The sequence below is a fragment of the Pedobacter sp. Leaf170 genome (assembly GCF_920984665.1).
Lineage (GTDB): Bacteria > Bacteroidota > Bacteroidia > Sphingobacteriales > Sphingobacteriaceae > Pedobacter.
In genome coordinates, this window is record NZ_CAKLBP010000001.1 from 1,076,573 (window position 1) to 1,097,978 (window position 21,406).

A 21,406-nucleotide genomic window follows, 5' to 3' on the forward strand; every position below is an offset into this window, starting at 1 on the left:
TTTTGATTTATCCATACGCCTTGGTTTTAAGTTAATCGAATTGAGAATTCTCTATTATTAAGCTTGCAGCAGCAAAAAGCTCTGCCTCATCTGTTAGTGTCGATATTTTTATTTTTGTTTGTTCTGAAATACGAGGTATGCAGAACTCATTTATAGCTTGTTGTATAGGCGGAACTAACATTTTTCCTGCTTTCGCACCTCTACCGCTTAGCACTATGCACTCTGGATTTAAGATATGGATGAGCGTAGCCAACCCTTTACCCAATTGAAAACCTGCTTTGGAGAGAATAGAAATTGCTAAAGGATCTTGCGCATTAACTGCGTCCAGAAAATGCTCCCGTGGATGTTTACTTTTATCTTTAAACAACTCACGCATGCTCGAAACTGTACCTTCAGCTAACGCTTTTTCGGCCTTTTCTGCCATAACGAGTAGAGATGTATCGACCTCCAGGCAGCCTTTTTTACCACACGAGCATAAATTTTTACTATCTGATAATGGTATATGACTAAATTCGCCTGCATAGCCGCTACTTCCACGATAAAGCTGCCCGTTCAAAATCATTCCTAAACCTGTTCCCCAACCAATATTAACAACCATTACGTTTTTCAGGCCTACCGCTTCACCAAAGTTTAGTTCAGCCAGCGCGATTAAACTCGAGTCGTTATCTATTTCCACCTGAAGCTTTATCTTCTTTCTTAAATAATCACGAATTGTTGTACCGCCCTTAATTGGCAAATAAGATGAATTCACACCAAGCTCTGCATTTACGAAGCCCGGCATACCTATGCCCACTCCAATAATATCTTTTCTGTTGATATTTGAGCTTTGAATACTTTTATTAATAAAATTGACAAGCACATCAACATCACTGCTTTCATCAGACATGTTGAAATCAAGATATTGCATAGGTATCACCATTTTTCGTGATAAATCATAAATCACCAATCTGGTAACTAATTGATCCATAGCAACAGCAACTGTAAATTTTTGATTATTGGGATTTAGCAGATAAATGGAAGCTCGGCGGCCACCTGTAGAAGGCGCTAAACCTTGTTCTATAATAAAATTTTCATTTATTAAACCATTAACAATAGAGGTAACCAATGGCAAACTTTTACTTGTAAGCTTACTCAAATCGGTTAATGACAATGCATTTTTATAATAAAGATATTTTATGATATCTGCACGTAAGCGCTGATTCTTCTCAATTATAACAGACATTAGTTTGGTTTAGTTATAACAAACTTAATAAATAAATTTAAAACATTTAAAAACTTATTAATTTTTTTTAAAAGTTAGTTACCAAACAAAAAAAGGCTTAAATCTCTTTAAGCCTTTTTTTGTTTGGATATGTGTGTTTAATTTTACTTAATACCTCGTAATAATCTATTCCAACGGATTTTATTTAAGAAACTGCCTTCACTATCCCAACTCATCCAAATAAACAATGCTTTACCAACAACATGGTCTTCTGGCACAAATCCCCAATAACGAGAATCGGCAGAATTATGGCGGTTATCGCCCATCATCCAGTAATAATTCATTTTAAAAGTATAGCTTGTAGCAGGTTTATCATTAATGTACCATACTCCGGCTTTTTCCTCCACTTTATTGCCTTCATAAGTTCTAATTGCTCGGTAATATAAAGGCATTGTGTTACTGTCTATATTAACCGTCCAACCCTTAGCAGGAATTTTTATCGGACCAAAGTTATCTCTGTTCCAAACACGTTTTGGGTCGTGAGGGAAAGTGCCTCCTGGCTCTACATCAGATGCAGTAGCGGCAAACATATTAACAGATTTTACAAAATCAAAGGCTCTAATTTTTTCGGCTAATTCTGGCGATAAATCTCCAACATAGGTATTATCACCAATCAGTTGCATATCGCCGAGCTTTACTTTTAAATCATCAAACACACCATAATTAAATTCCATGGTTTTAAATTCGATTTTGTAAGGCATCATTCCGGTGTTTATTAAAGGCTCATCTTTACCGTTAATGTTTGCAATACCATTTTTCATGCTGATAACATCACCCGCAATACCGATACAGCGTTTAATAAAATTTTCGCGTTTATCTACCGGGCGACTAACAATTGTATATTGGCTATGAATCGCTTCGCGTCCACTTTGCCTAACCAAATCGTAATAACTTGGCACCTGGTTTTCTAAAGCAACCGTATCACCTTCCGGGAAGTTAAATACCACAACATCATTTCTTTTTATATCTGATAAACCAGGTAAGCGATGATATTTCCACTGAACGCCATCCCAGTAGGCTTTTGTACCAGTAATTGGCATGGTATGATGTGCAAAAGGAAAGGCAACCGGTGTCATCGGGATACGAGCGCCATAGTTTACTTTACTTACAAAAAGAAAATCGCCTATTAATAATGAGCGCTCCATGGAACCAGACGGAATGGTATAAGCCTCAATAAAGAAAACCCTGATTATTGTTGCTGCAACAACGGCAAAAACAATGGCATCAACCCATTCGCGGGTTTTAGTTTTTTTCTTTTTGGTGGCATCCTGTTTTTTTTGCCAGAATTTGTAATTCATATATCTTGTTTAGTTGTTAACGATTTAAAATTAAAATCAGTTAACCGTTATCTGTTTATTAAAATCAGCCTACTCGAAAATATCAGTAATGCTGAAAAAACCTTTCTTGTCCTTTAACCATTCTGCCGCAACCACTGCACCTAATGCAAAACCTGCTCTACTGTGTGCCGTGTGCTTAATTTCTATATCATCAACCTCACTGCTGTAAATTACCGTATGCGTACCCGGTATATTTTCAATTCTATGCGATTCAATTAGCAACTGTTCTCCTTTCGGAAAAACCTCCACATTTGTTCCAACTACTTCGTTCAACCATTCAGATTTACGCTCCAAGTTATCTACAATACCTTCTGCTAAAGTTATCGCTGTTCCGCTTGGTGCATCAAGCTTTTGAGTATGATGAATTTCTTCAACCTGAACTTCGTAGGCAGGATAATTATTCATCAACTTAGCCAAAGTTTGGTTTAATTTGAAGAATAAGTTAACGCCAATGCTGAAATTAGACCCATAAAGTAAAGTATTGTTACTGCTATTACATTCATTTTTAACTTCCTGTAATTTACCGTACCAACCTGTAGTACCTACCACAACAGGAACATTGGCATCAAAACAAACATCAATGTTTTTCAGAACAGAATCTGGTGTACTAAAATCAATGGCAACATCTGCCGATTTTAAGTTTTGACGGGTTAAATCTTCCTGATTATCGATAGAAATTTTTAGAACAATTTCATGACCACGTTCAAGCGCAAATTTCTCGATAATTTGTCCCATTTTGCCATATCCTAAAAGCGCAATTTTCATCGGTTATTTATAAGTTTAGGTGATTTATATATTAAAATTTTATAGAAAGTTTTAAAGCAGGCGCATTATTAAAACCATACATGGCATTTGGATTATTTATCAAAGTTGGACTCACATTAAATGAAAGCTTATCATCTACATCGAAAAAATTTAGTCTGGCCGCAACGTAAGCATCAATAATTTGAGCACCATAAAGTGCAAAATAAGAAAAGATAACAATTTGTCCGTTTCTTTTATAGATTGCCTGGGCATTTAAAACGTTGGTATCATCATATCTTGATAACTCCGTATTAAGGTCCCTCTTTAGTGCCGGATCGGTTTGAGCATTATTAAATGCTCTGTTTTGTGCCTCAGTTAAGAAAATTTTATAATTTTTACGACTTTCAATATATGATAAAGTTAATGCACCAAAACCACCGTATATCAACCCAACCTTACCCAAAGTGTAAGTTTTTTGCCAAAAATGACCTGTTTTTTCACCTTTTGCATTTAACTTATCTTTCAAAAGCTGGTTGTTATATAACTGTCCCCATCCGGGAATCAACATCGATTTAAAAACAGCTTTTCTCCCGGCAACTTTTCCAGGATTTACATACTTAACCGTATCTGCTTTTTTGCGGACGGTATCCATGGGTACAGCTTTAATGGGTGTAGCCTTTACAGTGTCAATTGGTTTTAATAAAGTATCCTGTACCTGAGCCGAAGCTAGATTTGAAAAGAAAACACATACCAGAGATAACGTTATTACAATCCTGTTATTTAACATTACCAATCTAATAATTCTAAAATTCTGTTAAGGTCTTCATCACTTACAAAAGGAATCTCGATGGCCCCTTTTCCATTCTGTGTAACCTTTAATTTTACACGAGTAGCAAATTTTGAAGCTAAATCATCTTGTAATTTTTGATATTGAAAAGAATTACCTTTTTCTTTAGATTTTCCAGCAGTTTTTAGCGGTGCGTGCTGAAGGTTGCGAACCAACTCCTCAACTTTACGAACCGACAAACCTTTGTCTAAAATCTCCTGATGGATGAACAATTGTTTATCAACGCCATCAACATTAATTAATGCTCTTGCATGGCCCATTGTAATGCGTTGGTCGCGAATGGAAGCTTGTATTGCAGGCGGTAATTTTAGTAAACGTAAATAATTGGTAACCGTTGTACGGTTTTTCCCAACACGTTCGCCTAGTTGCTCTTGCTTTAAACCCACTTCATCAATCATTCTCTGGAAACTTAAAGCAACCTCTATAGAATTTAAATTCTCTCTTTGAATGTTTTCGATAAGCGCCATTTCCAACATTTGTTGGTCGTTAGCGCTACGAATATAAGCCGGAACCTGCGTTAAACCTGCTAATTTAGACGCTCTAAATCTTCGCTCACCAGAAATTAGCTGGTATTTATTTGCACCGATTTTTCTAACCGTAATTGGCTGTATTAATCCCTGCACCTTAATCGAATCAGCAAGTTCGTTTAATGCAACCTGGTCAAATTCGGTACGTGGCTGGTAAGGGTTGGTTTCAACCTCATTTAAACTTACATGGCTTATATTGCCAATCTGCTCCGTTTCACTAACCGCATTTACCTGCTGCTTAGGCGGATGTGCCGATTCGCTATCATCTAAAAGCGCACTTAATCCTCTGCCTAATCCTGTTTTTCGCTGAAAAGATGTCATCTATTATTTATAATTTTCCGTTCCTATATTTTCCTCTTCCTTTAACAAGCCGTTTTTCTTTACAATTTCGCGGGCAAGGTTAAGGTAATTTATTGCGCCTTTGCAATTTGCATCATGCATAATAACCGAAACACCATAACTAGGCGCTTCACTTAAGCGAGTATTACGCTGAATAATGGTTTCAAAAACCAATTCGTTAAAATGCGTTCTTACTTCTTCAACCACCTGGTTTGATAAACGCAAACGAACGTCATACATGGTTAGCAAAATACCTTCAATCTCCAATTCAGGATTTAAACGGTTTTGCACAATTTTTATGGTGTTCAATAATTTGCCTAAACCTTCTAATGCGAAATATTCGCATTGAACCGGAATAATAACAGAATCTGCAGCGGTTAAAGCGTTTATGGTAATTAAACCTAACGATGGTGAACAATCAATAATAATAAAATCATACTGATCTTTAATTTTCTCCAAAACCGCTTTCATTTTGTACTCGCGGTTGTTAAGGTTAATCATTTCAATTTCTGCACCAACTAAATCAATGTGTGCCGGTAATAAATCTAAATTTGGCGTATCTGTTTTCTGAATTGCCTGTGCAGGGTCGATATCATTTATAATACACTCATAAATACTGTCTTTTATATTTCGGGGATCAAAGCCGATACCTGAAGTTGAATTTGCCTGAGGATCAGCATCAACCAACAAGGTTTTATATTCTAATACGGCTAAACTTGCCGCCAGGTTAATTGATGAAGTTGTTTTACCAACACCACCCTTCTGATTTGCTAATGCAATTATTTTGCTCATCTATATGTCCGAAATTTACTTTACGCTTACGTTAGGGCTCTTTATTTAATGCCTTATAATCGGCAAAATGTTCTATTTTTGCTTTGTTTAAGCCCTTTTTGTCAATCAGCTAAGATACAAACTATATGGCAATTTTAGCAATTACAGTATTTGCGTTTTAAACATCTTATTAACAATTTACTTCATGATAACAATAATAGCGGCAACCAACAGACCTAATAGCAATACGCTAAAAGTTGCCAAATATTACCAGTCTGAACTTTTAAAAAAAGGCTTGCAGGCTACAGTTTTTAGTTTGGAGCATTTGCCTGCCGATGTTTTAAATACCGACATGTACGGTAAAAGATCTAAAGCGTTTCAAGAGATTCAAGATTTGATTTACAATACAGAGAAATTCATATTCGTAATGCCTGAGTACAATGGTAGTTATCCTGGCGTACTGAAGGTATTAATTGATGCCAGTAATTTCCCTGATAGTTTTTACGATAAAAAAGCTGCCTTGGTCGGTATTTCTTCAGGAAAATATGGCAACATTCGTGGTGTTGAGCATTTTACAGGTGTTTGCCATTACGTACATCTTAATGTTTTACCCTTGCGTTTACATATCCCAAACATTAAAAACGAGCTCGATTTGGAAGGCAAATTGATAAAAGAAGACACACTTAGTTTTATTGATGAGCAAATAGAAAAGTTCATCAAATTTTAACCTTTATTCAAACCTTCTATCAATCAAAATTCAATCATTAATTTGAAAAGCAAAACCTGCATTTCATTTTATTGTTAGTCCCGTTTTGCGCTTGTACGCCTCGCTTCGTCATGCTTCCTCGCTGCAGGGTACCGCTGCAACCGGGTTTAAGTACTTAATTCTTTGCATAAAACTGAAAAACTCAACGGTTTCGGTCGGTGTAGACACAAACCGAGGAATTATTGCAAATTTATTATTCATTCTGCCATTGCCTGTGTCTCCACAGACAATTATTTTTACCCTATTAATGTTTCGTTTTGTGGAGACACAAACCGAGGGACTAGATTTATACCATACTAATCTGTCGAATCTGGCTTTTGAAACACAGTTTTAGGTTAAATAAACCCGGTAGAAGCGAGCATCCCGTATTTCTCGGGATAAAGCGTATAACGGGACTTGCGAAACCGATACACACCGAAGCTTGCTTTTCAAAAAAAATCTCGGCTAAACGAACACCATCTAAAAACAGATTTTTTTTAATAATATCCAACAAATCCTTCGACAAGCTCAGGAAGACACGACTCAAGTATTGTCGGCTATTCCAAGGCATAAACCGCAAAAGATGCTAACCAATGGTCGCCGCCATAATTACCCGCAAAAACCAATGGTAAAGCATTTGCAAGAAATTTTTCAGCAGTTTTTTCAAAACGAAGTTTTAATTTATGTCCTTTCGGCAATTCTCTGGCAATTCCTTTCATACACCAGGCTCGGGTAAAAGAAAGCCCAACCAAATGCACACCTTGATAATCGTTAATATCGCTAATCACAGGCAAATCGCTTATGCGTTTTAAACTGCGCTCCTCATAAAATTTATTAAGCCAATTAACAAAAGTTGCTTTTGGCAAAACCCTACGCATTAAATCGGCAATTTCTAAGCTTGGCGAAAAGAAATCTGAGCCATCGGGCTCCAGGTAAGCTGGCGTTGCAACATTATCTAAATAGAAAGATTTAGCTTTTAATTTAATTTGCGCCTCAAAAGAAACATCTTTAAATGTCTTAGCCCAATCTAAAGCGAACACCAAACCAAATGCAGTATTTGGATGCACACCTGTTCTATTTGGGTAAGTTTGCTTTGGTAAATAAGCTTTCCAAAGCGTTAAAATTTGTTTGGTTAAAGGCTGTAGTGCTGCATACCATTTTTTTGCATCCGGATTATCCCAGGTATATAATTCCTGATCTAATTTTAATAACCATGCCCAACCATACGTACGCTCGTAAGTGTTTGCTACCTGATATTTTGTAAAATATTCTGCTTCAGCCTTCATTTTTTCGGGCGTGAAAGTATTGTTTAAAAGCGCTGTAATTTCAGCTTTGTTCTTTAAACCAGAAACTGTTTTCAAAAGCCTCACCAACATCCAATGGCCATGAACAGAACTGTGCCAATCTAAACAACCATAAAAAGCCGGGTGCAATTCGCTTGGTAATAATCTGCCATCAAGTGCAGTATTGGCAACATGCGAAGTTTTATTTGGAAACTCTTGACCAATACATTTTAAAGGCATTATGGAAAGCTTTTCAGCTACATCTGCAGTTAAGGTTGGTACAGTTTGCGCCTTTGTTAGGAAAGAAAACAATACAAGTAAGCTGATAAAAGCAAATTTTCTCATGGTTAATTGAATTTTACAATTTTATTGTTAATTATTCCATCACACATCATCTATCTTCCATCACACATCTTCCATCTAATTTACGCTCCAAACCTAATCCATTTATCGCCCTCGTGGCCAAAAATAAATGAACCCGGATGAATCATTTCTGCTAAATCTTCTATCAAAGAAACTGCATTTTCTGCAGTTCTTAATCTGTTTACATCATCATTTAACAATATAATTCTGTTATTTTTAACCGCTTGCCAATCTGAATTTAAAGCTGAAGGAACTTCACGCATTAAATCGGTAAGTGTTTTGCCGGGTTGGTAATAAATAATAAATGCAGCACTAAAAACATCTGTTTCGAACATTCCCCCAGCTTGCGAAATTTCTTCGGACAATAAGTAATTTGAATTGTTGCCCGCATCCAAACAAGCAACAGGAATTTTATCCATAAACTTAATTTTGTGCGCTACAATCTCTAAACGTTCTTGTAAATCCTCTTTTTGGGTCTCATCCAGACCAATAAATAAATCGTTTAAAAAAGACATCTGCATTAAATTTATTAATTTGTGCAAAAATAACAATCCTTAATTCATGCAGGACTCATTTAAGTATATATTTTATTTTTTTTGCGCCGTTACGCTGTTTTCTTGTCAGAAAAAGTTAGATGAAAACAATAAAAAAGTATTTAATATCAATTTGGATCAAGGCTTAACATCTTTAGATCCTGCATTTGCCCGAAATCAAAATGCAATATGGATGACCAATCAGGTTTTTAATGGTTTGGTACAAATCGATTCGACATTACAAACCATTCCGTGTATTGCAAAAAGCTGGAAAATTTCTGATGATGCCTTAACTTATACTTTTAACCTGCGTGATGATGTATACTTTCATGACGACCAGGCTTTTAAAAACGGAAAAGGCAGAAAAGTTATTGCTGCAGATTTTGCCTACAGTTTTTACCGTTTAATTGACCCCAAAGTTGCCTCATCTGGTGGCTGGATTTTTAGCGATAAAGTAAAAGATCAAACCAATTTCATTGCGGTAAATGATACTACTTTCCAGATTAAACTGGTGCGACCATTCCCACCTTTTATGAGTTTACTTACCTCACAATATTGTTCTGTTGTACCAAAAGAGGTTGTAGAACATTATGGTAAAGATTTTAGAAGTCACCCGGTTGGAACCGGCCCTTTTAAATTTAAATATTGGAAGGAAGGCGAAATTTTGGTGCTTTTGAAAAACGAACATTACTGGGAAAAAGATACAAAAGGAAAACCATTACCTTATATAGATGCACTTAAAGCCTCATTCATCAGCGATAAACAAAGTGGATTTATGAGCTTTTTGAAAAAGGATTTAGATTTTTATTATAGCGTTGATGGAAGTTACCGCGATGATATTTTGACTAAAAGTGGAAATATGACTTCGAAATATAAGGGTAAATTTCAATTAACTAAAAGCCCTTATTTATGCACTGAATATGTAGGCATTCTGGTTGATTCCAATTTGGCGATAGTTAAAAATTCGCCATTAAAGCTCAAAAAAATCCGCCAGGCGATAAATTATTCCATCGACAGAGATAAACTCATCAAGTATTTAAGAAATGGTATTGGCATAGCTGCAACATCTGGTTTTATACCCAAAGGGATGCCTGGTTTTGATAGTTCAGCAGTTCATGGATATCATTACGACCCAAAATTAGCAGCGAAATTATTGGCAGAAGCTGGTTATCCCGAAGGGAAAGGCATGGGCGAAATTACCTTGAACACTACAACAACTTATAAAGATTTAATAGAATTTATTCAAAGTGAGCTTTCTGCTATCGGTATTAGAACGAAGATTGATGTTAGCCCAAGTACAAGTTTAAGAGATTTGATTTCTAAAAACCATGTTAACTTTTTCCGCGGAAGCTGGATTGCAGATTATGCGGACGGCGAAAACTATCTGTCGATGTTTTATTCTAAAAACAAGGTTCCCTTCGGACCGAATTATACGGCCTTCTATAATAAAGAATTCGACAAGCTTTTTGAGCAAAGTTATTACGAAACAAACAACGAAAAACGCTTTCAGTTATATAGAAAAATGGATCAGATGGTAATGGATTATTCGCCGGTTGTTCCGGTTTTTTACGATCAATCGGTAGTGATGTTGCAGAATAACATTAGCGGGTATCAACTAAACCCGCTAAGTTTGATGATTCTAAAATACATAAAGAAGACATAACGTTATTTATTCATCAGTTTTCGTTTTAAAAATTCTGCTGTAGCTTCGCTAACTTTAACTCCGTTAGAGAATTTCATCCAGTGGTGCGTATCATCCGGAATAGACAAAAATTCAAATTCAAATTTTTTATCCTCAAACCTTTTAGCTAAATCAACACTTTGGCTAAAAGCAACATTTCTATCATCATCAGCATGAATAATTAATGTAGGCGAAGTCCATGTATTTAGGTAAGTAATTGGCGAAGATTCGGCAGCAATTTTTGCGGCTAATGCGGCATCCGGAGCTGGTTCTCTATTATCACCATTATTGCTGCTAAAGCGGTTATTAACGCCATGAATATCTACACCCGCAGCAAAAAGGTTCGAATCTTTACCTAAAGCTAAGGCAACCAAATAACCTCCATAAGAGCCGCCATAAATTCCAATTTTAGATTTATCAATATTTGGCTGTGTGGCTAACCACACTCCGGCGGCTTTTACATCCTGATATTCTGAAGCGCCTTGTGCGCCAGCATTTAAAGGTTTATGAAAATCGTAACCATAGCCTAAGCCCAAGCGATAATTTACAGAAAGAACAGTAAAACCTAATTCGGCCAAATACTGGTTTAAAGCATAATCAATAGAATAATAATCCATTGGGTTCCAACCTAAAAACATTTGTCTTTGCGGGCCACCATGTACATAAACAATCGCCGGATGTTTTTTAGCGTTATCTTTTGGCGAAAATAATTGTCCGTAAACTGTATTTCCATCTGCGGCTTTAAAACTTACATGCTTTGGAATAACCATATCCTTAATCGGGAAATCTTTTGGAATTAACTCTTCTCCTATTAAATCGATTTGTTTATTGTTTAAAACAGCAGGCAATAGCGGTCTTTGAGCGGTGGAGCTTAAACAGAAAACAGCCTTATCATCACCAGAAATTACAGGATAAGATTCTATACCCAAACCAGAACTTAACGCGGCCATATCGGCTTTATCTACCGAAACTTTATAAATATGCCTGCGATCCAAATCATCGGCATTTTTGCCCGTGTTTGTTGCAAAAATCAAGGTTTTTATATCATTGCTTAACTCCACATTTTCGACAACAAAATTTCCCGGGGTTAAAAGAATTCTGCCAGATCCATCAGTATTCATTGAATATAGATGTGGCCAGCCGTCTTCATAAGAAGCGGAAACAATTTTTCCATCAGCCCATAATAAATTTGTGCCACCATCAATTGACGGATAAGAACCTCTTATTGTTTCTGGTGCCTTCCAGATTTGCTTTCCTTTACCATTATTTACGTCAGCTACCCAAATTGCCCATGGTTGGTGTTTTCTAGTTAAGATAGAATCTGTTGCACCGCCACTTCCAGGTGTGCGAACGAAAGCTAGTTTTGTACCATCTGGCGACCAAACTGGCGCAGCATCTTTCGAAAATGAAGGCAAAATCCACTTAATTGGAGTTTGTGTATTTGTATATATACCGATAAAGGAATGGTCAACCCGGTTTGAAACAAATGCTAGCATCTTACCATCTGGCGACCATTTATAGCCCGACTGAATGCCTTTCATATTTATAATCGCTTTCGCAGGAATAGCCGTATCCAGCGAACCCATTAGTAACTGACCAGATTTTGAGAATACGACTCTGTTTTCTGTGGGAGAAATTACAGGATTATCGCCTTCGCCAATTAGATTTATTTTACCTCCGGTAAATGGAACTGAGTAAACCTCAACTTTAGGCATTAAAGGCATACTTAGCGCATTCACTGGTCCGCCATCTCTACCGCCATGGTCGCCACCGCGAACAAAAACAACCCACTTACCATCAGCTGATATCGATAAGCTGCTTAACTCTTGCCCGTCATCTTCTTTATAATCAGTAATTTTTACTGCTTTGTAATCTGGTGCTTCTGCAACGTAAATATTTCTTTTACCCTGTTCATTAGCTGCCCAAGCTATTTTAGAACCCGATGGCGCCGCAACCAACTGACTTGGAAACGGGTAACTTAAGACAGATTGCAGGCTATACTTTTGTCCATAAAGCTGAATTGAAAATATAATTATTACCGAAAACAGTATTACTTTTTTCATTATCTAAAATTTCTAATAAATTAAATAAAAAAGCCCTAACCGATAAACGGAAAGGGCCTAGAAGGTAATTTTTTATAAAAATGTTACTGATCCCACCATAGTTTTGTTGTTCTTGGAACTTCAGTTGGAACGTTCGCACCGTTTTTACTTTTTTCTCCCTGAGGATAATCATTTCTGCGTATAAAATCTGGCAAGGTTACGTTTACAGGAAGCGTAAAATCCTTGTATTTATAGTCAAATCGTCTGGCATCATTCCAGGCTTCAGGGTTTAAGTATGTTGCAACATATTTTTCCTTAAAGATTAAATCTTTAGTAAAGGCTGCAACACCTACTGCAACTCTTGGATCGGCCAAATACGTAGTTTTATCGCTTAAAGCCACTTGAAATTTATCCATGTTTGCACCAATAGCAGCAAGATACGCATTGTAAGATTTGGTTTTATCGGTTGTAAATGCAGCTTCAGCTTCAATAAATTTCAGCTCTGCGTAAGTGGCAATAAAGATTGGAGAAGTTGGGCTGGTCCATGGTGAGTTAACTGAAATGTAACACTCATCTTTTAGTGTGTTTGCGCCTGGCAATCTGTTTCCCGCACCATTTACAGTTCCAATGTAAACATTATTAATTGTTCGGTCGGTTATTTTTGCAATTCTTGGATCGAACAAACCATAAGTTGTTCCATTTAAATGATCAACTAATTGTTCTGAAAGCCATCCTCCAAGAGATTGTGATGCATTACTAATGGCAACACTTGCCCAGAAATTTCTAATGCTGAATGTTGACATTTGAGCATCTTCAGCATTTGAAGTAAATGAATTACTTACTGCAGCCAATACAGCAGTTGGATTGTAGGTAGCTGTTTTACTAACTTTATTTAACAACCTTGCTTTTAGTGCGTATGCAAATTTTAACCAATTCGCTCTTTCATTTACACCTGTAGTACCGTAAATTAAATCGCTGGCTGCAGATAGTTTAACAGTTGCATTGGTTTTAGCCAATTCTACAATTGCTTCATCAATTAAGGCCATGGTTTGATTGTAAACCTCTTGGGCGGTATCATATTTCGGGGTAAAGTTTGTAATGTCGAAAGCTTGAGAAAATGGTGCAGCTCCCCACATGTCATTTACCATTATCAGGTTATATGCAATAAGCACATTGGCTACGCCTTTATACTCGCTAGAGCCTTGAGCAATAGCCATTTTTTTCATTTCTGTTGCATCAGCCATTGCGAAATAAAGCGCATCCCAGGTTCCGCTGAAATCTATTGCCTGATAAGTATCGCCTGCACCAACAGCAGCCGGGTTGGCTGTATATTGAACGTATGGCGCAATGGCACTGGCTACATTGTAATTATTAACACCAGCCTTACTTGTTGATGTTGCAAGTAAAGAAGCCAATGTTGGCGTTGTTACCTGATTTGGGTTTTTAGTAACATCATCAAAATAGCTGTCTTTGCAACCTTGAAAGGCAACGCTAACCACCAAGGTTGATAACATCGTATATTTTAAAATCTTTTTCATCGTTATCAAATTAAAAACCAACGTTTAGTGAAAACATAACTGTACGGGCAGTTGGATAAGTGAATCCGGCAGAACCATCATTATTACTTCCTGCATCATAAGAACTTGATTCTGGATCTACACCGTAGTATTTAGTCCATAACCAAAGGTTATTACCCGTTACCGAAACGGATGCATTACGGATTGCTTTTTTAGGCAACCAGCTTGTAGGCAATGCATAAGTTAAACTTGCAGAACGAAGACGAACCCAAGATGCATCGGTTACGAATGGTTCGGATACGTTTCTATAGAATCTGCGGTAATAACCCTCGCCATAATCTACACCATCAGGACCAAAACGCTGACCCATATAAACAGGTTTAGTATTTGGTTGTCCATTCGCTAAAACACCTTCAAAAATTCTTGTTGTTCTTCTGTCGGCAGTATAATCAGGTAAACCAAAAGCAGAATAAAAATCTTCAAGCCAGTTGTATTTTTCAAACCCTAATCGAGCATCAAACAAAACATTTAAGCTAAATCTTTTATAAGTGAAATTATTACCCATACCAATTACATAGTCTGGCTGAGAGTTTCCAAGTATTCTTTGTGTACCCCCAGAAATGATTGGGAAACCATCTGCACCGATAAGGAGCGGTAAATTTTTATCTAAGAAGTTTCCATCCTGAGGTTGGCCACCAGAATATCTATTGAAATAAGAGCCGTAGATATTACCAAATGATTCGCCTTGTACAAGTTTCATGGTTACACCTGCATTTCCGTATCCTCTTGCTGAACCATAAATGATTTCAGTAGGTAAATACAAAATTTTATTGCGGTTTGCAGATACGTTTAAATTAACACCCCACTTAAAGTTCTGACCATCAACAGGCTTACCGTTTATTACTAGCTCAACACCACGATTACGAATGTTGCCTGCATTAATTGATGTTGTAACGTAACCAGTTGCTGATGTGATTTGAGCTCTTACGATTTGATCTTTACTTAATGAATAATAGTAACTGAAATCAAAACCTAAGCGACCTTTAAAAAACGACATTTCTAAACCACCTTCATAAGTATTGGTAAACTCCGGACGAAGATTTGGGTTTCCTAAATTGGATGCTAATGTTAATCCTGTTGAGCCTGTTGGCAAACCAGTGTAAGTTGCAAAACCTGATGATGTACCCGCATAAATTGGCGCATCTTTACCTAACTTCGCGTAAGACAATCTTAATTTTGCCTGACTGATTGAAGCTGGTAATTTAAAATGATCTGAAAATACATAACTTAAACTCGCCGAAGGATAGAAAAATGACCTATTCTCTTTTGACAAGGTTGAAGTGATATCATTTCTTCCGGTTACGGTTAAGAACAAATAATTTTTATAATCGAAAGTTGCCTCACCAAAGTAGCCTATCAATCTTTTTTGTTCAAAGCCTTGAGAAACGCTAATTATTTTTGCATTTGCAAGATTATAAAAATTATAAATACTTAATTGACTGCCCAACGTACCGATGTTCTTGATTTTAGAATCGTACATCTCCTGTCCTAACCTTAAGGTACCCGTAATATCGCTAGTTAATTTTGATGTTAACGTTGCGATAAATGTTCCGTTCAAAGTTCTGGATTTTGCATTGTATTCACCGTAAAAACCTTGGTCGTTATCATAAACCTGCTCGCCAGCAATACCCATCGGGCCCGGTGCAGTTCTAACTCTGTTATCATTATAGGTATCTAAACCAAAACGATATGATAAGTTTAACCATTTTACAGGCTCGTAGCTTAATGAAGCACCAGCAATAAAACGGTTTACATCACCTTTGAGCTGATTGGTTGCTGTACCCCAGATTGGGTTATTTGTACCTATGTATTTTTGAGTACCATTTTCATTAATGTAATCTGCAACATCATAACGTGGCGACCAATAAGCCAAACCTTCACCAAACCTATCAGCACTGTAAGTATAACCGCCAGCGTTGCTGAAGTTCATATTTACCGCAGCTTTAAATTTTGGGCTGATGGTAAAATCTGTATTTAATCTTCCAGATAGATTTTTATAATCGGTGTTTGGCATCATACCTTTTTGATATAACTGAGAAACAGAAGAGAAAAACCGAACGGCTTCGCTACCACCTGCAACTGATACCGAGTTTTTAACTTGCTGACCAGTTCCAAATGCTCTATCATAGTTATCATATAGTTGATCAGGATGTGTTGGATCTATCAGTTTTGCCTCAGCTATTGTTGGTCCCCATGCCGGTCCAATACCACTTGGAGGATTTGCATAAACACCTAAAACACCTTGAGTATATTCTTTTTGAACCGCTGGTTTCTTTAACACTTCATCAAAACCATAGCTACTGTTTAGATTGATGCTTATACCGCCCGCTTTTCCTTTTTTAGTTGTGATTACAACCACACCATTTGCCCCTCTTAAACCATATAGAGCCGTAGCAGCACCACCTTTTAAGATATTAATGGTTTCGATATCATCTGGATTAATATCTGAAGCACGATTACTTACACCTCTGGCACCATAAGCTGTACCTCCGGGATTTGCACCTAAAGTAGATGTTGTATTATCAATTTGAACTCCATCAATTACGTAAAGCGGATCACTTGGTGTATTTGGATCGATTGAATTTACACCCCTGATTCTAATATTTGCACCCTGACCAGGACCACCACCCATACTGGAAATGGTTGTACCCGCAACTTTACCTTGTAAAGCATTAATTAAATTAGGCTGACGGTTAAAGTTTAATTCTTCTGATCTTACGGTTTGCGCCGCATAACCTAAAGATTTTGCTTGTCGGGTAATACCCAAACCTGTTGATACAGTAACTTCTTGTAGCTCTTGCGCATCAGCAACTAAAGAAACATCAACTGAAGTTCGATTTCCAACGCTAATTTCGCGAGTGGTATAACCAATCGCATTAATAACAAGAACTGCGTTTGTTTGTGGCACTTGTAAAGTAAAACTTCCATTTCCTGCTGTTGAAGTTCCTGTTGAAGTTCCTTTAACTTTTACGCTCGCACCGGGTAAGGGTTGACCATCTTCTGATGAGGTTACTTTTCCGGTAATGGTTTTTACCTGAGCCGTTGTAGAAAGGCCTGCAAAAAGTACACACAGAAAAAATAGTGAGGTAAAGATTTTTCTCATATCTCTGTTGTTTAGTTTAATTTTTGTTTAGTTACATGCAATATATGTTTTTTAGAAACACAATCACACAATTAAATCTAATAAATACTGCAAATTCTCGCAAGTTTTACTCAATAATTTAGTCCAAACCAGCAACAGCATGCACATAAAGCAACAAAACAACGCAAAAACAACTTAATCCAAAAAAATCAGCTGCTTTGTAATTTTTATGGTGGTGTAATTAATACACTTGGCGACACTTGATTTTATATTTTCCAAAAAAGCCCTTCTAAAATTAGAAAGGCTTGTGATATTATTAATTTGGGTTTAAATTATTGTTGCACACCACCCATTCCACCTTGTTGCTGGTCTTGTTTGGTATCATCATTTTTAATTTTTTTCTTTTCGGTAAATTTAAGCTTACCAAAAGAATAACTAAAATTAACACCAAAAGAACGTAGCGGATAGTATATATTTTGACTTTGGAAAACGGTACCAGTTGCGGTAACTGAATTATTAACCGTTTCTATATGCAAATCGCGGGTAAATGGATTTAAGGTATTAATACCAATGCTTCCTTTTTTCTTAAGGATTTCCTTTTTCATTGAAGCCCCATAAAACACCATTGAAGCAGTTTTACCTTGATAAGTTCTTCTTGGCGAGTTAACCACACCGAATAACTCGAAGTTGTAGCCTTTACCAAAACCATAAGCAGACCTTGCAAATATGTTATAATTTAAGAAAGTACCCGTGCTCACATTGGTAAGTGCGTTGCTCACTTCGTATGTATTTAAACCAACGTTCGACATTAAAGTCCATTTTGGTTTAGGATTGTATGATGCAAAAACGTTAGCGCCGTAAGTTTGCGCAGTACCTACGTTAATGTATGATGTATAAGTTTTATTTACACCGTTTTCAGAGATTGGTGAAATTGAACTCTCGATTACACCACCTGTACGACGATAGAAAATTGATGCATTGATAATCGAGCCTTTAATGTAAGTGCTGTAACCCAATTCAAAATTATCGCTCAACTCGGGGTTTAACTGAGGATTACCCTGCATAATATTAAACTGATCACTTTCATTACGGAAAGGGTTTAAGTAAGACTGACCTGGCCTTTGTAAACGACGGTTATAGCTTAATTTTAATGTCGTGCTGCCTTTTAAGGTTTGTGATATAATGGCACTTGGAAATAAATTCAGGTAATCGTTTTTCTGTAATCCACTATTCTGTGTATTGAAATCGATTTGAGTGTATTCACCTCTTAAACCACCTTTAAATTTTAATTTTTTTGTAAGGTCGAAACTAATTACACCATATAATGATGCAACATCCTGATTGTATTCGAAATCTTGTGCTGCGTTATCAAACTGACTTTTAATATCACGTAAGATGGCTTTAGCGCCAATTTCTAAAATAGTAGCTTTGCTTATCGGATAAGTGTAATCGGTTTGGAAAGTATATTCATTGTTTTTTCCTGTGTTGTTACTGACGGTTTGAAATCCGTTAGGGAAAGTTGCAGAAGTTAAAATATTACTGAAACTTGTAGGCGTTCTGCCTTTTGATAACTGCGCTGAAACCGAAAATTCCTCACCTTCCTTTTTGCTGGTTTTTCTATAATCAACATTCCAATCTAAGTTTCTGAAGCTCATGTCCATATCGCTAACATTTGTAGCTGGCAAACCATTAATGATGTAGTTCGATTCTCCTGGACCACCGTTAGAAAAGCTATTCATTTTAACAGTAGTACTTAAATTATTGTAAGCATTAAAATCGTAATCTAAACCAAAACTACCATTATAACCCTGGCGACTCCATTTAGAAAAACCATCCTGAGACACACTATTTAAGCTTCCGTTGTTTAATGTGGTTTGATTTAAAATAACTACTCTTGATTTTTGAGCATAGGCTAAGTTAGTACCCAAGTTTGTATTAACACTTAAACGACCGGTTTTAGCAGTTAAATTAAATGAGCCGTTATTTTGACGAGTACCCACAGATGCATTTACCGAACCACTTACACCTTGAGCATTTGATTTTTTTGTGATGATGTTGATTATACCACCAGAACCTTCTGCATCGTATTTTGCTGACGGACTGGTAATTACCTCAACAGTTTTAATTTGTTCAGCGGGAATCATTTTTAATGCATCAGCAACGCTGCTTGCCATTGTACCTGATGGTTTTCCGTTAATTAAAACACGCACTGCACCACCACGTAGTTGAACGTTTCCATTCATATCAACAGAAAGCATTGGTACTTTTCGCATTACATCAGTTGCATCGCCACCGGCATTAGTTCCATCCGCTTCTGCGTTATAAACCATTCTATCAATTTTATTTTCGATAACCGCTTTGGTGCCAACAACCTGCACATCGGCTAAGTTATTTTCCGTTGAAGAAATGACAACATTACCAAGATTAGCATCGGGTTTTGATGGCGTTGTGGTTACCAAAACAGATTTAGTTTTGTAGCCCATAAAGCCTATCATTAATTTATATGCATCTGGTGCAATGCCTTGAATTGTTAGTTTCCCCTTTTCATCAGTAACACCACCATTAACAGATTTTGAAGTTTTTATAGATATTAAAGAGATAGTAGCGTAATCGATTGGCTTTTTAGTTAGCGAATCGATAACTGTAACAGATACCCGGCCGGTTACTGATGGTTTTGCCGGACCACCCATGCCAAACTGGGCATTCGCATTAAAAAATAAACCGAGGATGAAGGTTAATAGTAGAATTCGTTTCATGTATAATAATAGTATTTGGTAATTAGTCTGCGCAAATTGCGTTTTGTTACAATACATTAAAATACTTTTAACGCGACTAATAAAAATTAGTCGGCAAAGGTGGGGTTTTTCTCGGTAAAAAAAATGAATAATGTAAAATGTTTTATGGATTATATAAAAGCGTAAAAGCAAAAAATGGACAGCGAACTAATTGTTCATTATCCATTTTATATTTTTTCTGATGATCAAAGACCTCATCCATCTAGCATCTTCCGTTTTACATTATCGCATCTTACCTTGAGGTATTGTTTGGTCTTGAGTAAACCAATTGCATTACATTTATATTTCGCATGGCGAAAGCAGCTTCACAATAATTTAAATAATAGTTCCACTTACGAATAAAGGTATCATCAAAACCCAACGCCCTAACTTTATCTGCACTTTTATTAAATTCTATAAACCAAAGGTGAAGTGTTTTAGCATAATCTAAGCCCATGTCTTTCAAATCAACCATGGTTAAATCGCCGGTGTTATTAATTGCGTTGTTTATGGCAGCTACTGAAGGTAACAACGAACCCGGGAAAATATGCTTTTGAATCCAATCGACTCCATTACGCAATTGCTTATAACGACTATCAGGAGAAGTAATTACCTGAAATGCGAAAATCCCATCGGGTTTTAACAGCGATTGACATTTTTCGAAGTAGGTTTCTAAATATTGATGTCCAACTGCTTCTAACATTTCTATAGAAACAATTTTATCATATGTTCCTTCAATGTTCCTGTAATCCTGAATAATGATTGAAACTTTTTCCTCTAAACCTTCGGCTTTAACTCTTTCTACAGCGAATTTTTGCTGCTCTTTGGAAATGGTTACAGAAGTTACTTTACAACCATAATTTTTTGCAAGAAAAATTGCATTGCCGCCCCAACCGCTACCAATTTCTAAAACATGATCTGATGCTTTAACCTTTAATTGTTTGGCCAATCTATCATATTTTGCATATTGAGATGCTTCTAAACTTAAATCTTCGGGCATAAAATAGCCGCTGGAGTAAGTCATGGTTTTATCCAAAAAAGTAGCAAAGAAATCATTATTCAAATCGTAATGCGCTGAGATATTTTTTTGAGAACCTGCTAAAGTATTCGCTCTGCGTAAATGTGTAAGCTTGTTAACAACCCTAAAAAGATTTAAGGCTAATGATTTAACTTTACTTCCGGTAACCGATGGAGCATTTTCGATGTTTAAAAGCACCCACTTAATTACGTTTGTAATGTTCGATGTATCCCATAAGCCCAGCGTGTAACCCTCGCCAAAACCTATATCGCCATAAAGTGCAATCGATTTAAAAAAATCGGGATGGTTGACCTGAATATTAGCTTCGATATTATTTACGCCATCACCATAAACTAAAACCTCGCCATTTGGTAAAGTAAGTTCAAGCTTACCCAAAGTCATTTTTGATAGCGCATTAAGCACTATTTTATCAAAAAATCCATTTGATGTTTTGGTTGCGGCAAAGGTGTTCATAATTAAAG

15 protein-coding genes are annotated in these 21,406 nt (G+C 36.6%); 2 read left to right on the forward strand and 13 right to left on the reverse strand.

Translation table 11 applies throughout. The features are described 5' to 3' along the window. Positions 1–31 precede the first annotated feature (31 nt). The 6 genes from LUA90_RS04835 to LUA90_RS04860 form a co-directional block, all read right to left on the reverse strand. On the reverse strand, positions 32–1,222 hold the full coding sequence (locus LUA90_RS04835) for an ROK family protein (protein WP_231490485.1): 1,191 nt from the start codon (positions 1,220–1,222) through the stop codon (positions 32–34). 143 nt (positions 1,223–1,365) lie between these two features. Then, positions 1,366–2,559 (reverse strand): signal peptidase I, encoded by a 1,194-nt coding sequence (gene lepB, locus LUA90_RS04840; protein WP_231490486.1) that lies wholly within the window; start codon positions 2,557–2,559, stop codon positions 1,366–1,368. Positions 2,560–2,628: 69 nt separating this feature from the next. Continuing rightward, complete coding sequence (gene dapB, locus LUA90_RS04845) at positions 2,629–3,363, reverse strand: 4-hydroxy-tetrahydrodipicolinate reductase (protein ID WP_231463968.1); 735 nt, start codon at positions 3,361–3,363, stop codon at positions 2,629–2,631. Between the two features lie 31 nt (positions 3,364–3,394). Beyond that, a complete protein-coding gene (locus LUA90_RS04850) occupies positions 3,395–4,129 on the reverse strand; it encodes a DUF5683 domain-containing protein (protein ID WP_231463970.1) in 735 nt (244 codons plus the stop codon). Further along, entirely contained in the window at positions 4,129–5,037 is a 909-nt protein-coding gene (locus tag LUA90_RS04855; protein WP_231463972.1) for a ParB/RepB/Spo0J family partition protein, read from the reverse strand. The genes LUA90_RS04850 and LUA90_RS04855 overlap by 1 nt, the downstream gene beginning before the upstream one ends. 3 nt (positions 5,038–5,040) lie before the next feature. Then, positions 5,041–5,847, reverse strand: coding sequence for a ParA family protein (locus LUA90_RS04860; protein WP_231463974.1), 807 nt, complete (start codon positions 5,845–5,847; stop codon positions 5,041–5,043). A 184-nt stretch (positions 5,848–6,031) separates the two neighbouring features. Between LUA90_RS04860 and LUA90_RS04865 the strand changes: the two genes are divergently transcribed. Beyond that, positions 6,032–6,553 (forward strand): NADPH-dependent FMN reductase, encoded by a 522-nt coding sequence (locus LUA90_RS04865; RefSeq protein ID WP_231490487.1) that lies wholly within the window; start codon positions 6,032–6,034, stop codon positions 6,551–6,553. Positions 6,554–7,128: 575 nt separating this feature from the next. Here the strand turns inward: LUA90_RS04865 and LUA90_RS04870 are convergent. Both LUA90_RS04870 and LUA90_RS04875 read right to left on the reverse strand, forming a co-directional pair. After that, positions 7,129–8,199 carry a DUF2891 domain-containing protein gene (locus tag LUA90_RS04870; RefSeq protein WP_231463979.1) on the reverse strand — a complete coding sequence of 357 codons (1,071 nt, stop codon included), beginning with the start codon at positions 8,197–8,199 and terminating at the stop codon, positions 7,129–7,131. 80 nt (positions 8,200–8,279) lie between these two features. After that, positions 8,280–8,732, reverse strand: a complete 453-nt coding sequence (locus LUA90_RS04875; protein WP_231463981.1) for a hypothetical protein — start codon at positions 8,730–8,732, stop codon at positions 8,280–8,282. 46 nt (positions 8,733–8,778) lie between these two features. Here LUA90_RS04875 and LUA90_RS04880 point away from each other — a divergent pair, with 46 nt between their 5' ends. Then, complete coding sequence (locus tag LUA90_RS04880) at positions 8,779–10,413, forward strand: ABC transporter substrate-binding protein (protein WP_231490488.1); 1,635 nt, start codon at positions 8,779–8,781, stop codon at positions 10,411–10,413. A gap of 2 nt (positions 10,414–10,415) precedes the next feature. Here the strand turns inward: LUA90_RS04880 and LUA90_RS04885 are convergent, their stop codons facing one another. The 5 genes from LUA90_RS04885 to LUA90_RS04905 all read right to left on the reverse strand — a co-directional run bounded on the left by LUA90_RS04885 (position 10,416) and on the right by LUA90_RS04905 (position 21,398). Further along, positions 10,416–12,494: a prolyl oligopeptidase family serine peptidase gene (locus LUA90_RS04885; protein WP_231490489.1), complete on the reverse strand. Its 2,079-nt coding sequence runs from the start codon at positions 12,492–12,494 to the stop codon at positions 10,416–10,418. Between the two features lie 83 nt (positions 12,495–12,577). Beyond that, a complete protein-coding gene (locus tag LUA90_RS04890; protein ID WP_231490490.1) occupies positions 12,578–14,011 on the reverse strand; it encodes a SusD/RagB family nutrient-binding outer membrane lipoprotein in 1,434 nt (477 codons plus the stop codon). Positions 14,012–14,021: 10 nt separating this feature from the next. Further along, entirely contained in the window at positions 14,022–17,153 is a 3,132-nt protein-coding gene (locus LUA90_RS04895) for a SusC/RagA family TonB-linked outer membrane protein (RefSeq protein ID WP_231490491.1), read from the reverse strand. 311 nt (positions 17,154–17,464) lie between these two features. Next, the gene (locus LUA90_RS04900) at positions 17,465–19,888 is read right to left on the reverse strand and encodes a TonB-dependent receptor domain-containing protein (protein ID WP_231490492.1); all 2,424 of its coding nucleotides are present in this window, start codon (positions 19,886–19,888) and stop codon (positions 17,465–17,467) included. Positions 19,889–20,159: 271 nt separating this feature from the next. Further along, positions 20,160–21,398 carry a cyclopropane-fatty-acyl-phospholipid synthase family protein gene (locus LUA90_RS04905; protein WP_231490493.1) on the reverse strand — a complete coding sequence of 413 codons (1,239 nt, stop codon included), beginning with the start codon at positions 21,396–21,398 and terminating at the stop codon, positions 20,160–20,162. Positions 21,399–21,406 lie beyond the last annotated feature (8 nt).

Excerpts from the sequence above, each read along its gene's own strand:
- LUA90_RS04835 (WP_231490485.1), bottom strand. The coding sequence starts at position 1,222 with ATGTCTGTTATAATTGAGAAGAATCAGCGCTTACGTGCAGATATCATA.
- lepB (WP_231490486.1), bottom strand. The coding sequence starts at position 2,559 with ATGAATTACAAATTCTGGCAAAAAAAACAGGATGCCACCAAAAAGAAA.
- dapB (WP_231463968.1), bottom strand. The coding sequence starts at position 3,363 with ATGAAAATTGCGCTTTTAGGATATGGCAAAATGGGACAAATTATCGAG.
- LUA90_RS04850 (WP_231463970.1), bottom strand. The coding sequence starts at position 4,129 with ATGTTAAATAACAGGATTGTAATAACGTTATCTCTGGTATGTGTTTTC.
- LUA90_RS04855 (WP_231463972.1), bottom strand. The coding sequence starts at position 5,037 with ATGACATCTTTTCAGCGAAAAACAGGATTAGGCAGAGGATTAAGTGCG.
- LUA90_RS04860 (WP_231463974.1), bottom strand. The coding sequence starts at position 5,847 with ATGAGCAAAATAATTGCATTAGCAAATCAGAAGGGTGGTGTTGGTAAA.
- LUA90_RS04865 (WP_231490487.1), top strand. The coding sequence starts at position 6,032 with ATGATAACAATAATAGCGGCAACCAACAGACCTAATAGCAATACGCTA.
- LUA90_RS04870 (WP_231463979.1), bottom strand. The coding sequence starts at position 8,199 with ATGAGAAAATTTGCTTTTATCAGCTTACTTGTATTGTTTTCTTTCCTA.
- LUA90_RS04875 (WP_231463981.1), bottom strand. The coding sequence starts at position 8,732 with ATGTCTTTTTTAAACGATTTATTTATTGGTCTGGATGAGACCCAAAAA.
- LUA90_RS04880 (WP_231490488.1), top strand. The coding sequence starts at position 8,779 with ATGCAGGACTCATTTAAGTATATATTTTATTTTTTTTGCGCCGTTACG.
- LUA90_RS04885 (WP_231490489.1), bottom strand. The coding sequence starts at position 12,494 with ATGAAAAAAGTAATACTGTTTTCGGTAATAATTATATTTTCAATTCAG.
- LUA90_RS04890 (WP_231490490.1), bottom strand. The coding sequence starts at position 14,011 with ATGAAAAAGATTTTAAAATATACGATGTTATCAACCTTGGTGGTTAGC.
- LUA90_RS04895 (WP_231490491.1), bottom strand. The coding sequence starts at position 17,153 with ATGAGAAAAATCTTTACCTCACTATTTTTTCTGTGTGTACTTTTTGCA.
- LUA90_RS04900 (WP_231490492.1), bottom strand. The coding sequence starts at position 19,888 with ATGAAACGAATTCTACTATTAACCTTCATCCTCGGTTTATTTTTTAAT.
- LUA90_RS04905 (WP_231490493.1), bottom strand. The coding sequence starts at position 21,398 with ATGAACACCTTTGCCGCAACCAAAACATCAAATGGATTTTTTGATAAA.